Here is a 14024-nt window from a genome sequence, read left to right as displayed (position 1 = left end):
GTGCGGCTGGCCCTGGCCGGTCAGCCGCGCTTCGTGACGGCCTTGCGGTAGTCGGAGTTGAGACGGCCGATGAGGGTGAGCGGGATGCCCTTCGGGCAGACGGTGGTGCACTCGCCGGTGTTGGTGCAGCCGCCGAAGCCGGCGTCGTCGTGGGCCTCCAGCATGCTCACGACGCGGGTGTCGCGTTCCGGCTGGCCCTGCGGGAGGAGGCCGAGGTGGCCGACCTTCGCGGCGGTGAAGAGCATCGCGGAGCCGTTGGGGCAGGCGGCGACGCAGGCGCCGCAGCCGATGCAGGTCGCGGCCTCGAAGGCGGCGTCGGCGTCGGCCTTCGGGACCGGGGTGGCGTGGGCGTCGGGGGCGGCGCCGGTGGGGGCGCTGATGTAGCCGCCGGCCTGGATGATGCTGTCGAACGCGCCGCGGTCGACGACGAGGTCCTTCACGACGGGGAACGCGGCGGCGCGCCACGGCTCGACGTCGATGGTCTCGCCGTCCTTGAAGTGCCGCATGTGCAGCTGGCAGGTGGTGGTGGCCCGGGAGGGGCCGTGCGCCACGCCGTTGATCATCATGCCGCACATGCCGCAGATGCCCTCGCGGCAGTCGTGGTCGAACGCGATGGGCTCGTCGCCTTCGAGGATCAGCCGCTCGTTGAGGACGTCGAGCATCTCCAGGAACGACGCGTCCGGCGAGATGTCCGTGACGTCGTACGTGACCATGCGGCCGCGGGAGGAGGGGCCGGTCTGGCGCCAGACGCGCAGCTTGAGGTTCATTACTTGTAGCTCCGCTGGCTCGGGTGGACGTATTCGAAGTCGAGGGTTTCCTTGCGCAGCACGGGCGGCTCGCCGGTGCCGGTGAACTGCCACGCGGCGACGTAGGAGAACTCGTCGTCGTGGCGCAGGGCCTCGCCGTCGGGGGTCTGGCTCTCGGCGCGGAAGTGCCCGCCGCAGGACTCGGCGCGGTGCAGCGCGTCGACGCACATCAGCTCGGCGAGCTCGAAGAAGTCGGCGACGCGACCGGCCCGCTCCAGGTTCTGGTTCAGGGTCTCGCCGGTGCCGGGCACCTTCACCCGGGTCCAGAACTCCTCGCGCAGCGACCGGATGAGGCTGATCGCCTTGGTGAGGCCCTCCTCGGTGCGCTCCATGCCGCAGTACTCCCACATGATGTGGCCGAGCTCGCGGTGGAACGAGTCGACGGTGCGGTCACCGTCGACGGCCAGCAGCTTGTCGAGACGATCCGTGACGGCGGTGCGCGCCGCGACGACCTCGGCGTCGTCCTCGGACAGCGCGCGGAACGGCCCGGCCGCCAGGTAGTCGTTGATGGTGTTCGGCAGGACGAAGTAGCCGTCGGCGAGACCCTGCATGAGCGCGGACGCGCCGAGCCGGTTGGCGCCGTGGTCGGAGAAGTTGGCCTCCCCCACCACGAACAGGCCGGGGATCGTCGACTGCAGGTCGTAGTCGACCCACAGCCCGCCCATCGTGTAGTGCACGGCGGGATAGATGCGCATCGGGGTGGTGTACGGGTCGTCGCCGGTGATCCGCTCGTACATCTCGAACAGGTTGCCGTACTTGGCTTCCACGGCGGCGCGGCCGAGGCGGGCGATGGCGTCGGCGAAGTCGAGGTAGACGCCGAGCCCGCCGGGGCCCACACCGCGGCCCTCGTCGCAGACGTTCTTCGCGGCCCGGGAGGCGATGTCGCGCGGGACGAGGTTGCCGAACGACGGGTAGATCCGCTCGAGGTAGTAGTCGCGCTCGTCCTCGGGGATGTCGGCGGCGGTGCGGTCGTCGCCGGCGCGGACCGGCACCCAGACCCGGCCGTCGTTGCGCAGCGACTCGCTCATCAGCGTGAGCTTGCTCTGGTGCGTGCCGGACTCGGGGATGCACGTCGGGTGGATCTGCGTGTAGCACGGGTTGGCGAACAGGGCGCCCTTGCGGTGCGCGCGCCACGACGCGGTGACGTTGCAGCCCTTGGCGTTGGTGGAGAGGAAGAAGACGTTGCCGTAGCCGCCGGACGCGAGCACCACGGCGTCGGCGAACTCGGTGCTCACCGCGCCGCTGACGAGGTCACGGACCACGATGCCGCGGGCCTTGCCGTCGACCACGACGAGCTCGAGCATCTCGTGGCGGGTGTGCATCTCGACGTTGCCGAGCGCGACCTGCCGTTCGAGGGCCTGGTAGGCGCCGAGCAGCAGCTGCTGGCCCGTCTGCCCGCGGGCGTAGAAGGTCCGCGACACCTGCGTGCCGCCGAAGGAGCGGTTGTCCAGGAGGCCGCCGTACTCGCGGGCGAACGGCACACCCTGGGCGACGCACTGGTCGATGATGTTCACCGAGACCTGCGCCAGTCTGTACACATTGGACTCCCGCGCGCGGAAGTCGCCGCCCTTCACCGTGTCGTAGAAGAGCCGGTAGACCGAGTCGCCGTCGTTGCGGTAGTTCTTCGCGGCGTTGATGCCGCCCTGCGCGGCGATCGAGTGGGCGCGGCGCGGGCTGTCCTGGTAGCAGTAGGAGCGCACCTTGTAGCCGGCCTCGGCGAGCGTCGCGGCCGCGGAGCCGCCGGCGAGGCCGGTGCCGACGACGATGACGGTCAGCTTGCGGCGGTTGGCCGGGTTGACCAGCTTGGCGCCGAACTGGCGGCGCTCCCAGCGGGTCTCGATCGGCCCGTCGGGCGCGGCGGTGTCGGCGATGGGCTCGCCCTCGCTCCAGAAGTTCACTTGATCGCTCCGATCGTGACGGCGAACGGCACCGACAGGTAGCCGACGACCAGGACCAGGGAGAGCAGCAGCGCGATCGCGCGGGCCCGGCGCTCGCCGCGCGGCGTCTGCTGGCCGAGGGTGCGCAGCGCGCTGAAGATGCCGTGCCGCAGGTGGAAGCCGACGGCGACGATCGCGAGGGTGTAGAAGAGCGTCACGTACCAGCGCGACGGCGCGAAGTCCGCGACGACGTTGGCGTAGGGGTGCTGGGCGTCGCCGACCGGGTTCACGGTGCCCGTGGTCAGGTCGAGGATGTGGAACACGATGAACAGCGCGATGATGACGCCGCCCCAGCGCATCGTGCGGGCCGCGTAGCTGCCCTGCACCTTGGGCCGGTGCGCGTAGCGGACCGGGCGGGCCTTCGCCGCGCGCCGCGCCAGGACGACCGCCGCGACGATGTGGCCCACGACGGCGACGGTGAGACCGCCGCGCTGGATCCAGAGGTACCAGGTGTGCGGCAGCAGCGGGGTGCCGATGTCGCGCAGCCAGTGCGCGTAGTGGTCGAACGCCTCGGCCCCGACGAAGATCTTCAGGTTGCCGGCCATGTGCGCGAACAGGAACAGCACGAGCAGCAGGCCGGTGCCGGCCATGAGCAGCTTGAGGCCGACCGATGACCTGCGCTTCTTGGGCTTCGCCGGTGACTGGACCGGCTTGACCGCTGTATCTACCGCCACGGGATCGACGGTAAGGACCGCCGTTTTCATTCGTCCAATGCATCATGTACGCAGTCGCGATAGCCGTACGCTATGAAGGTGCAGCTCCAACAGCTTCGATACTTCGTGTCAGTGGCCGAATCGGGACATTTCACGCGTTCGGCCGAGGCGCTCGGAGTGAGCCAACCGACACTGAGTAAACAAATTCACACCCTGGAGACCACGCTCGGTGCACCCCTGTTCGACCGGTCCCGGGGCGGCGTCATGCTCACCACCGCCGGCGAGACGCTGCTGCCCCTCGCGCGGCGGATGGTCGCCGACGCGGACACCGCCCGCGACGCCGTGCAGGAGGTCGTCGGGCTGCGCCGCGGCCGGGTCCGGCTCGGCGCCACGCCCAGCCTGTGCACGTCGCTGGTGCCCGCGGTGCTGCGCCGCTTCCACGCCGCCCACCCCGACATCGCCCTGCACGTCGACGAGGGCGGCTCGCAGGACCTCGTCGCCGGCCTCGTCGCGCACCAGCTCGACCTGGCGCTCATCGTCGCGTCCGCGCACGGCACCGACCCGGCGCTCGACGTCGTGCCGATCCTCCGCGAGGACCTGGTCGTCGCGTCCGTCCACCCGCTGCCCGACTCGCTGACCCTCACCGACCTGCGGGACACCCCGATGGTCATGTTCCGCATCGGGTACGACCTGCGCGACGTCACCATCGAGGCCTGCCGGCGGGCCGGGTTCACGCCGCGGTACTCCGTCGAGGGCGGCGAGCTCGACGCGGTCCTCGCGTTCGTCGAGGCCGGTCTCGGCGTCGCCCTCGTGCCGAGCATGGCCCTGGTCAACCGCCCGCTCCTGCGCGCCACCGCCCTGGCCGCCCCCGGCGTGCACCGCACCATCGCCCTCGCCAACCCGCGCGGCGCGGTGCTGTCCCACGCGGCGCGGGCACTGCGCGCGATGCTGCTGGAACAGAGCGTGCAGACGCCGGGGGTGCGGCGTGTGGAAGCGCTAGAGTCGCCGGCATCCGAGGTCAGGGGGAGGCCGGGGTGAACGATTTCTTCGTCGATCCGAGCGGGTTGCGGGCACTCAGCGGGATGCTCGCGGGGGCGGGCGGCGACGCCCGCGACACGCTGGACTACACACGGCGGCACTGCACGCTCAGCTGGGACCGGCGCGGCCTGCTGATGCTCGTCGCCGACCCGCACGGCAAGGCATACGGCCGGGTCACCGGCGCGCTGGGCCGGCTGCGCGAGCTCAGCGACGGCGCCGCCACGCAGGTCGGCCGGGCCGCCGACGGCTACTCCTCGACCGACCACACGGCGGCCGCCGCGCTGGACGCCGCCTTCCCGGGCGCCACCGACCCGCGCGGGCTGCACGGGACGCTGCACCAGTCGCGCCCCGACCTGCTGCCGTCACGCACCCCGTTCGCCCACGCGAGCGTCGTCCTGGCACCACCGGCCTACGAGCCGCAGACCGACGTGTTCACGCTCAACCCGCTCACCGACCTGCTGAGCCCGGCGGCCTGGATCCGGCAGGTCGCGGTGTGGCTCTTCGGCACCGACCCGTTCGAACCCTGGCTCACGGCGTACAGCGGCGACTGGCGCGCCTACGAGCACTGCATGCACGCGTGGCCGCACATCGGCGCCGCCGCGCTCGCCACCGGCGGCTCCCTGATCACCGGCGCCGCCGACGTCACGACCGTCTGGCGCGGCCACGCCGCCGAGGCCGAGCAGGAGTTCCAGCTGCTGCTCGGCGGCGCCGCGACCGCGCTCGGCCCGGCCTGCGACGAATACGCCCGCCTCTACCCGCTGGCCGTCGACGCGTGCCAGCAGCTGTACGCCGCGACCGCCAACCTCGTCGGCCAGCTCATCGACGCCCTCATCATCGTCAACGTCGCGGGCATCGTCGGCACCGCCACGATCGAAACCGGCGTCGGCGCCCTCACCGGCTACGCGGCCGCCGCGTATTACACGTGGCAGGCGTATCGGCTCTATCAGGAGATCTCCCGGCTGTATGGGGTTGCCGAGACCACCATCCGCCTGCTCGCCGGCCAGATCGAGGCGGTGCAGGCGGGCGCCGAGGTGACCCGGCTGCCGTCCGTCGAGCCGTACCACCACCCGGCAGTCCCCCGATGACCGGCGACCCCGTGGCCCTGGCCGTGCTGCGCCGCCTGACGGAGCTGCGCCCGTCCGGCGACCCGCTGCACACCTTCGCCGCAACGGTCCTGGCGGGCGAGGCGACCTTGCGCGCCGCCGCCGGCCACCCCGCCTTCGAAGCCGCTCTCACCGAAGCCGCACAGAACGTGGAACACGCCCCCACGCAGGAGGTGAAGCCCGCCGCCGACCGGCCCACGCCGGACGTGGGGCACGCCGCACCGCAGGACCTGAGCCCACCACCGGACGATCCGCGCAGGAGGTAGGGGGCATACCGCCGGGTCGGTCCACGCAGGAGCAGGGACGCGCCGCCCGGCGGTCCACGCAAGAGGAGGGACGCGCCGCCGACGGTCCGCGCAGAACCTGAACGCGCCGCCCGGCGGTCCGCGCAGGACCTCAGCGCGCCCGGCGGTCCGCGTAGGAGGCAGGGCACACCGCCGGACCGGTCCACGCAGAAGGAAGGACACACCGCCGGACCGGTCCGCGCACGATCCTGAGCACGCCGCCCGGCGGTCCGCACAGGAGGCAGGACGCGCCGCCGGGCCGATCCGCACGGGACCTGAGCACGCCGCCCGGCAGTCCGCGCAGGAGGTAGGGGGCATACCGCCGGGCCGATCCACGCAGGAGGGAAGGACGCACCGCCGGGCCGTCCGCGCAGGAGGTAGGACACATTTCCGCGTAGGAGGAAGGGCGCGCCGCCGGGCGATCCGCGCAACACGTGGAGCACGGCCCGCGGAGGTCCTGACGCACACCCCCGCGCACGACACGGAGCACGCCCACGTAGAGGATCTGACGCACGCCCCCGCGCAGGCACGGATCTGCGCACCTTCGCCGGCCAATTCGCGGTCGCCGGAGCACGCCTCAGGGCAGTCCGCGCAGGATGTGATGCACGCCGCCGGACGGTCCGCGTGGGACGTGGAGCACGGCCCTCGCGGAGGAGGCGGACCACCATCCTGCCGATCCGCGCAGGATGTGGAGCTCACCGCCGCGCAGGACCTGAACGCGCCGCCGGGCGGTCCGCGCAGGAGACAGGGCACACCTCCGCACAGAGGAAAGGCGCACCGCCGGACGGTCCGCGCAGAGCAAGGGGCACACGGCCAGGCGATCCGCGCAGCACATAGAGCACGGCCCGCAGAGGACCTGACGCACGCCCCCGCGCAGGACGCGGAGCATCACCCCGGCCGACCCACGCAGGACGCGGAGCACGGCTCCCGCGGAGGACCTGAAGCTCGCCCCACCCAGGACGCGGAGCACGCCACCGTGCACGGTGAAGCACACCGCCGGGCAGTCTGCGTAGGACGTGGAGCACGGCCCCCGCGCAGGAGGTGAAGCACACCGCCGGACGGTCCGCGTGGGACATGGGGCACGGCCTCGCGCAGGAGGCGGAGCGCCGCCCCGGTCGATCCGCGAAGGACGCGGAGCGCACCGTCGTGCAGGACCTGAACGCGCCGCCGGGCGGTCCACGCAGGAGGCAGGGCACGCTTCCGCGCAGGAGGAAGGACCCACCGCCGGACGGTCCGCGCAGCACGTGGAGCACGGCCTGCGGAGGACCTGATGCCCCGCAGGACGCGGAGCACCACCTCGGTCGACCCACGCAGGACGCGGAGTACGGCCGCCGCGGAGGACCTGACGCACGCCCACGCGCAGGACAGCCGAGCACGCCGCCGCGCACGGTGAAGCACACCGCCGGGCGGTCCGCGCAGGACGTAGAGCACGCCCCGCCCAGGAGATGAAGCAGCCGCCGCGCAAGGGGAAGCACACCGCCGGGCAGCCCGCACAGGACGTAGAGCCGGCCCCGGCGCAGGAGGCGGAGCACCGCCCCCGGCGGTTCGCGCAGGACATGGGGCACACCTCCCCGTAGGACATGGAGCACGACCCCGGCCGATTCGCGCAAAGACATGGAGCGCATCTCCGCGGAGCAGCACCCGACCGGCCGCGGCAGGACATGGGGCGCGCCGCAGTGAAGGGCGTGCAGGGTGGAGCAGGCCGCCGGGCGGGGCGCGTGGGACGTGGGCACGGTCCTGTGCGGTCGCGTCGGCTGCGACGAAGGCGGCCGCCGGCGAGTTGGTTGGACGGCTGTCCGTCAGTAGCCGGCATACCCCTAGGGGTCGCATTCAGGGATCGACCCTGGCTGTGATTCCCGGCCACCCCGGGCATGATGACGTCGCGGGGGAAAGATAGTGCTGCGAATGCTATTCACGTGTTGCCGTGCACATTCTGCTCAGGAATTGAGGAGTCATGGTGCGTGTCGCATTCTTGCTGGAGAAGATCCGAATGGCTGCGCGTGGGATAAAGCGCAGGTGGGTGATTGCCGGCGTCGGTGTGGTTGTCGTCCTCGCCGGTTTTCTCGTCTACACGGGGACGGACGGGAGAGCGGAAGAGGCCCGTGTCGTCGGATTGCCCGGTGGTGGGCGGCTGATCATTCCGCCGGGTGCGATGGCGGCGGACGCCGAGGTCAGCGCAAGGGTCTCCGCTGCCCAGCCGGACGGGCAGCACACCGGCATGCGGCTGCTCGGTCAGGCCGTGGAGCTGGTCTCCGACCCGCCGGACGCGATCCACGGCGTGCTGACCCTGGAGCTGCCGGTCGACATGACCGCGGTGCCGGCGGGTGTCGACCCTGCCGTCTGGTTCGGCGTGTCCACCTATGACGAGGCCGCCAAGGCGTGGGTGCCGCAGGCCGCGACGTACGACGGGACGCGGCACATGATCGTCGCGCTGATCAGGCATTTTTCCTGGTGGAACCCGTTCAGCTGGGACTTCGGCGGCTTCGGGGACAGGCTTGCCCAGCGGTTCGGGGAGGCCCTCGGCAAACGCGCGCCCGCGCCCAGGTGCCACGGTGGCCGGCCCGAGTGGGTGGGCGCACTCGAAGGGGTGTCGGCCGGTGACAACGCCGCCGTCCGCGCCTGCGCGCAGTCCGACGGGGACGCGCTGGACATCGAGCTGGTCAACAACCGCCCGTACGGCCAGGTGGTGCGCTTCGGCGACGCCGTCACCAGGGCGAGCCGCGAGGACATTCCCAGCACCGTCGGCGGTGTCCTGGCCGCCCTGGTCGACGCCACGATGGACGACGACGAGATCTACCTGCCGCCGCTGACCCGCGCGTCCGTCACCATCCGGCACATGGATCCGCGGGCGGCGGCGGTTTATCACATCGGGCCTTCGGTGCTCACCGTCGGCGCGGATCTCGCATTCTATCTGCTGGAGCCGCTCGACATCGTCGCCGATATCGCGGGGGCGGTCCGGAAGGCGCCCGACCTGTTCCGGCGGTGCGTCGTCCCGGACGGCGGGAATCGGCTCACCAATCGGTCGGCCGGCGCATTGTGGGAGCCGGCCAGAGCGATGTTCGCATGCATTTCGGCCGTGCTCCGGGAAAGCAGACCGGCCGATGTGCCGCAGCAGAAGCTGGACCGGCTCGCGGCGGCCGGTGAGCTGCTCAAGCGCGCCGGGCCGGTGCTCAACGGCATCCAGCTGGCCGGCGACGTGCTGTGGCACATCGGTGACCTGGTCGCCGACTGGTTCGCCAACACCGTGCCCGACCGTGGCAACGGGTTCGAGGTGCGCGCCAAGGACACGACCCAGGACACGCCGCCGCCCCCGCAGCCGGAGCAGAAGAAGAAGTCGTGGACCCGCTGCTTCAACCCGTTCAACTGGGGCGACTGCTTTTTCTGAGGTCAGGCGGGGTCGGCGAGGACGCGGTTGCGGCCGCTGCGCTTGGCGGCGTAGAGGTTGCGGTCCGCCTGGCTGAGCAGGGCCGCGGAGGTGGTGCGGCCGTCCGCGGTACTGGACACGCCGATGCTCACCGTCACCGGCAGGTCGCCGGTCAGCTCGGACCACGGGTGCCGCTGGACGGCGGTCCTGATCCGTTCGCAGCGGGCGACGGCATCCTCCGCGCCCGCGCCCGGCAGCACGACCACGAACTCCTCGCCGCCGAGCCGGGCCACCGTGGCGGGCTCGTCGACCGCCTCGGCCATGACGGTCGCGACGCGTTGCAGGACCAGGTCACCGACCTCGTGCGACAGGGTGTCGTTGATCCGTTTGAAGAAGTCGATGTCGACCAGCGCCGCGGACACGGGCGTACCGCGCTGCTCGGCGCGGCCCAGCAGGGCAGGCAGCTGCGCGTCGACGAACCGCCGGTTGTACAGGCCGGTCAGCGCGTCGCGCAGCGCCATCTCGCGGAACCGGACCGTCTCGCGCTGCCCCTCCCGGCTCTCGAACACCAGCTGTGCCAGCCGGGCCTGCTCCTCCCGCTCGGCGGAGCGCAGCGCCTGCGACTCCTCGTCGAAGCGGCACTGCTCCTCGTACGCCTCCCGGAAGCGACCCTGGCAGGCGTGCAGGCGGGCCAGCTCGCGCCGGGCTCTCGCCCCGACGTCGACCATGCCGCGCTGCCCACTCAGCGCCAGGCACCGCTCGACGGTCGCCTGGGCGCGGTCGAGGGCGCCGCCGAGCCGCTGCGCCTCGGCGAGGGTCAGCAGCACCTCGGGCAGCATGTTGCCCTCGGCGTCGCGGCGGGTGGCGGCCGGGTCGACGAGCGGCAGCAGCGTGCGTTCCGCCTCGGCGAACCGGCCCTGCAGCAGCTCGACCCGGGCGATCGTGTCCAGGTCGGGCGGGCGCAGCTCGACGCCGGTCCGCTCGACCAGCCGGCGCATCCGTTCGACGAGGTCACCGGCCGCGTCGGCGTCGCCGGCCTGGTACGCGGCGTACGCCATGTTGTTCAGCACCGAACGGCTCAGCTCGTGGTCGCCGGCGGCCGCGGCGATGTCGAGGGCCTCGGCGTGGTACGGCGCCGCGTCCGCCCGCGACACCACGTCGACCGACAGGGCCAGGATGACCAGGTGCGCGCCGCGAATCAGCGGTGGCACGTGATCCGGCAGGTGGTCCACCGACATCAGCGCGTGCCGCCGCGCCTGCGCGTTGTCACCGAGACACGTGTGCAGGATCGACAGCAGGAAATGGGTCCGGGCGAGGACGTACTGGTCGTTCTCCAGCACCGCCCACCGGTGCACCTCGTGCAGCAGCGGCGCCGACGCCGCGAGCTCCCCGCCGCGGGCCAGGGCGTCGGCGATCACGAGCCGTGCCCGGGCGGCCAGGTCGTCCCGGCCGAGCTCCACGGCGGCACGCTCGGCGGCCTCGGCCCGGTCCCGGTCGGCGGTGCGCCGGTCGACCTCCATGCCGAGCACCACGGCCGCGACCCTGTCGGCGCTGATCACTGCTGTGCCAGTCATGACCCGAACCATCGGCACGGCGCGAAAGAACCTGAGCAAAGCGCCGCGCCGGTACCTGAGCGCGGTGCCACGACCCGGGCACCTAGGATCGTGCGGACGTCGGCGGCAGCGGGAGGGGATCCCATGGAGATCTGGCAAGCGGTCGTGCTCGGCGTCGTGGAGGGCGTGACCGAGTTTCTTCCGGTCTCCTCCACCGGTCACCTGACCATCACCGAGAAGCTCATGGGCATCCCGATCGACGACAAGGGCGTCACCGCGTTCACCGCCGTGATCCAGGTCGGCGCGATCATCGCCGCGATCATCTACTTCCGCAACGACATCGCGCGGTTCATCACCGGGTTCGTGAAGGGGCTGCGCAGCGCCGAGGCGCGCAAGGAGACCGGCTGGAAGATGGCGATCAACGTCATCGTCGGGTCGCTGCCGATCGCCGTCATCGGGCTGCTGTTCAAGGACATCATCGAGGGTGAGCTGCGCAGCCTCTGGTTCGTCGCCGGGGCGCTCGTCGTGTGGAGCCTCGTCATGGTCATCGCCGAGCACCTCGCCACGCAGAAGGTCGGCGAGGCGGACCTGACCTGGAAGGACGCGCTGATCATCGGCCTGGCGCAGTGCATCGCGCTGATCCCCGGCGTGTCCCGGTCCGGGGCGACGATCAGCGTCGGGCTGCTGCGGCACCTCGACCGGGTGACCGCGACCCGCCTGTCGTTCTTCCTCGGCATCCCCGCCCTCGCCGCCGCCGGCATCCTCGAGGGTGTGCAGCGCGCCGGCGAGGTCAGCGAGACCGTCGGCTGGGGCGCCGCCGCGGTCGGCACCGCGGTCAGCTTCGTCGTGGCGTACGCCTCCATCGCCTGGCTGCTGAAGTTCGTGGCCAGCAACTCGATCGCCACGTTCGTCTACTACCGCGCCGCGGTCGGCGGCATCATCGTCGCCCTCCTGTGGGGCGGCGTCATCAGCGCCACCTGACCGACTCCGAGGCGCCGCCGGCCTACGAAATCCCGGCGACGCCGGTCGGTCAACGTCGCGATACTGCTGCGATGCGGCACCTGGCGTACCCCAAGATTCCCACGGCGCGGCAGCTCGGCAGCGACGCACGGGCCGCCGGCGGGCCGTGGATCGCCACCGAGAAGATCCACGGCGCGCAGCTCGTCATCGCCGCGGACGGAGCCGTGACCCGCGTCGGCAAGCGGAAGGCGTGGCTCGGCGGCGACGAGCCGTTCTTCGGCTGGCAGCTGCTGCGCCCCGCGTTCGAGCAGGCCGCCCGGCTCGCCCTTGCCGACGGTGCCGCCACGGTACGGCTGTACGGCGAACTGCACGGCGGCCACTACCCGCATCCCGGGGTGCCGCCGGTGCCGGGCGCGTCGGCGGTGCAGACCGGCGTCTGGTACTCCCCCGGCGTCCGGTTCGCCCTGTTCGACGTCCTGGACCACGAGCGTCCCGACGACCCGGGCGTCTACCGGACCTACGCCGAGGTCGCCGAGGTCGCCGGCGCCGCCGGGCTGGACGTGGTGCCGCTGCTCGCCCGCGGTACCCGCGCGTCCCTCGGCGCCGTGCCGGTCCGCTTCCAGACCCGGGTGCCGCGCGGGCTGCCCCCGATCGACGGGAACCTCGCCGAAGGGGTCGTGCTGCGACCCGACGCGGCGCTCGCCCCGCAGGACCGCACCGTGGTCAAGGCGAAGATCGACGAGTTCGACGAGCAGCGCTTCGGTGACAGCCTGCCGTGGGACCCGTACACGCGGATCCCCGCCGACGACCTCGCGCGGATCGCCGCCGGTCTCGTCAACCCGCCGCGGGTCGCGGGCGCCCGGTCCAAGGTGGGTTCGGGGCCGCTCGTCGACGAGATCGTCCTGGACGTCATGGTCGACCTGTCCGAGGCGTACCCGGCGGCGGTCGCGGCGCTCGACGACGGGCGGCAGGCGGCGATCGAGGATGCCGTCCGCCGGGCGGCTATCGTCGCCGTATGCCGTTCGACGTAGCACGCGCCCGGCGGGCCTACCCGGCCCTCGCCGAGGGGTTCGCCCACTTCGACGGTGCCGCCGGCACCCTGGTCGCCGCGCCCGTCGCGCAGGCGGTCGCCGGGGTCCTCGGCGGCGCCGTGAGCAACCGGACGACCGCGTTCGAGCCGGGGCGGCGCGCCCTGCGGATCGTCGACGCGGCCCGCGCCGCCGTCGGTGACCTCGTCGGCGCCGACCCGGCCGGGGTCGTGTTCGGGCAGAGCGCCACCGCCCTGATCTACACCGTCGCCCGTGGCCTCGCCACCACGTGGGGGCCCGGCGACAACGTCGTCGTGACCCGGCTCGACCACGACGCCAATGTACGGCCGTGGGTGCAGCTGGCCGAGGCCACCGGCGTCGAGGTGCGCTGGGCGGCGTTCGACCCGGCGACCGGCGCGCTGCCCGTCGACGTGTTCACCCCGCTCGTCGACGCCCGGACGAGGGTCGTGGCGGTCACCGCGGGCAGCAACGCCATCGGCACCCGGCCGGACGTCGCCGCGATCGCCGCCGTCGCGCACGCCGCCGGCGCCCTCGTCCACGTCGACGGGGTGCACGCGACCGCGCACCTGCCGGTCGACGTGGCCGCGCTCGGCGCCGACTACTACGTGACCAGCGCCTACAAGTGGTCCGGCCCGCACCTCGCGGCCTGCGTGGCGGCGCCCTCGCGATGGGAGCAGACGCCGGCGCTGAAGCTCGTGCCGTCGTCGGACGCGGTGCCGGAGCGCTTCGAGCTGGGCACGCCGAGCTTCGAGCTGCTCGCCGGGCTGGAGGCGGCGGTCGGGTTCCTCGCGACGCTCGACGGCGACCCGTCCGGCTCGCGCCGCGACCAGGTCCTCCGCTCGATGGCGGCGGTCCACGCGTACGAGCTGGGCCTGTTCGAGCGGCTCCTGGACGGGCTGCGCGCGGCGCCGTCGGTGGACGTCCTGCCCGCGCCGGCCGGCGGCTGCCCGACAGTGTCGTTCCGGGTCCGCGGGCAGGACCCGGCCGCGACCGCCGCCCGCCTCGGCGACCAGGGCGTGTGCGTCTTCTCCGGCGACTACTACGCCGCCGAGTACTTCACGGCGATGGGCCTGCGGGACACCGGCGGCGCGGTGCGGGCCGGCATCTCCCTGTACACGACGGGCGACGACGTGGACCGGCTCCTCGCGGCCCTCTGACATGGCGGAGGGCGGTCACCGTGGTGGTGACCGGCCCCCCACCCAGGGGTTGCTGTGTTGGTTTGGGGCGACACCAAAGTCTACTTCGCCGCCAGTGCCGGCGGTTTTTCCCCCCCCACC

11 protein-coding genes are annotated in these 14024 nt (G+C 72.5%); 7 read left to right on the top strand and 4 right to left on the bottom strand.

The genetic code is table 11. The annotated features are described in order from the left end of the window. Positions 1-20: 20 nt before the first annotated feature. Genes ACZ6TV_RS25985 through ACZ6TV_RS25975 form a run of 3 tightly spaced genes read right to left on the bottom strand, consistent with a single transcriptional unit; the run spans position 21 to position 3417 of the window. Positions 21-767 carry a succinate dehydrogenase/fumarate reductase iron-sulfur subunit gene (locus tag ACZ6TV_RS25985; protein WP_465299862.1) on the bottom strand — a complete coding sequence of 249 codons (747 nt, stop codon included), beginning with the start codon at positions 765-767 and terminating at the stop codon, positions 21-23. Continuing rightward, the gene (locus ACZ6TV_RS25980) at positions 767-2704 is read right to left on the bottom strand and encodes a fumarate reductase/succinate dehydrogenase flavoprotein subunit (RefSeq protein ID WP_465299861.1); all 1938 of its coding nucleotides are present in this window, start codon (positions 2702-2704) and stop codon (positions 767-769) included. Before ACZ6TV_RS25980 ends, ACZ6TV_RS25985 begins: the two co-directional genes overlap by 1 nt. Continuing rightward, positions 2701-3417 carry a succinate dehydrogenase cytochrome b subunit gene (locus tag ACZ6TV_RS25975; protein WP_465299860.1) on the bottom strand — a complete coding sequence of 239 codons (717 nt, stop codon included), beginning with the start codon at positions 3415-3417 and terminating at the stop codon, positions 2701-2703. Before ACZ6TV_RS25975 ends, ACZ6TV_RS25980 begins: the two co-directional genes overlap by 4 nt. A 72-nt stretch (positions 3418-3489) precedes the next feature. Here ACZ6TV_RS25975 and ACZ6TV_RS25970 point away from each other — a divergent pair, with 72 nt between their 5' ends. The 4 genes from ACZ6TV_RS25970 (at position 3490) to ACZ6TV_RS25955 (ending at position 9206) form a co-directional block, all read left to right on the top strand. After that, positions 3490-4434, top strand: coding sequence for a LysR substrate-binding domain-containing protein (locus ACZ6TV_RS25970; RefSeq protein ID WP_465299859.1), 945 nt, complete (start codon positions 3490-3492; stop codon positions 4432-4434). Beyond that, positions 4431-5519, top strand: a complete 1089-nt coding sequence (locus ACZ6TV_RS25965; protein WP_465299858.1) for a type VII secretion target — start codon at positions 4431-4433, stop codon at positions 5517-5519. The genes ACZ6TV_RS25970 and ACZ6TV_RS25965 overlap by 4 nt, the downstream gene beginning before the upstream one ends. Continuing rightward, a complete protein-coding gene (locus ACZ6TV_RS25960) occupies positions 5516-5803 on the top strand; it encodes a hypothetical protein (RefSeq protein ID WP_465299857.1) in 288 nt (95 codons plus the stop codon). Before ACZ6TV_RS25965 ends, ACZ6TV_RS25960 begins: the two co-directional genes overlap by 4 nt. A gap of 1972 nt (positions 5804-7775) precedes the next feature. Further along, a complete protein-coding gene (locus tag ACZ6TV_RS25955) occupies positions 7776-9206 on the top strand; it encodes a hypothetical protein (protein ID WP_465299856.1) in 1431 nt (476 codons plus the stop codon). 2 nt (positions 9207-9208) lie between these two features. Here ACZ6TV_RS25955 and ACZ6TV_RS25950 read toward each other — a convergent pair whose 3' ends face one another. Beyond that, positions 9209-10759: a GGDEF domain-containing protein gene (locus ACZ6TV_RS25950; RefSeq protein WP_465299855.1), complete on the bottom strand. Its 1551-nt coding sequence runs from the start codon at positions 10757-10759 to the stop codon at positions 9209-9211. A gap of 123 nt (positions 10760-10882) precedes the next feature. On the opposite strand from ACZ6TV_RS25950, the gene ACZ6TV_RS25945 reads away from it, so the two are divergent. From ACZ6TV_RS25945 to ACZ6TV_RS25935, 3 genes are all read left to right on the top strand, one after another. After that, a complete protein-coding gene (locus tag ACZ6TV_RS25945; RefSeq protein ID WP_465299854.1) occupies positions 10883-11719 on the top strand; it encodes an undecaprenyl-diphosphate phosphatase in 837 nt (278 codons plus the stop codon). Between the two features lie 71 nt (positions 11720-11790). Beyond that, positions 11791-12729: an RNA ligase family protein gene (locus tag ACZ6TV_RS25940; protein ID WP_465299853.1), complete on the top strand. Its 939-nt coding sequence runs from the start codon at positions 11791-11793 to the stop codon at positions 12727-12729. Continuing rightward, the gene (locus ACZ6TV_RS25935; protein WP_465299852.1) at positions 12714-13904 is read left to right on the top strand and encodes a cysteine desulfurase-like protein; all 1191 of its coding nucleotides are present in this window, start codon (positions 12714-12716) and stop codon (positions 13902-13904) included. The genes ACZ6TV_RS25940 and ACZ6TV_RS25935 overlap by 16 nt, the downstream gene beginning before the upstream one ends. The last annotated feature ends 120 nt before the right edge of the window (positions 13905-14024 follow it).

It is taken from the genome of Dactylosporangium sp. NPDC051087 (assembly GCF_055586325.1).
This window is presented reverse-complemented; position numbering and strand designations above follow the sequence as displayed.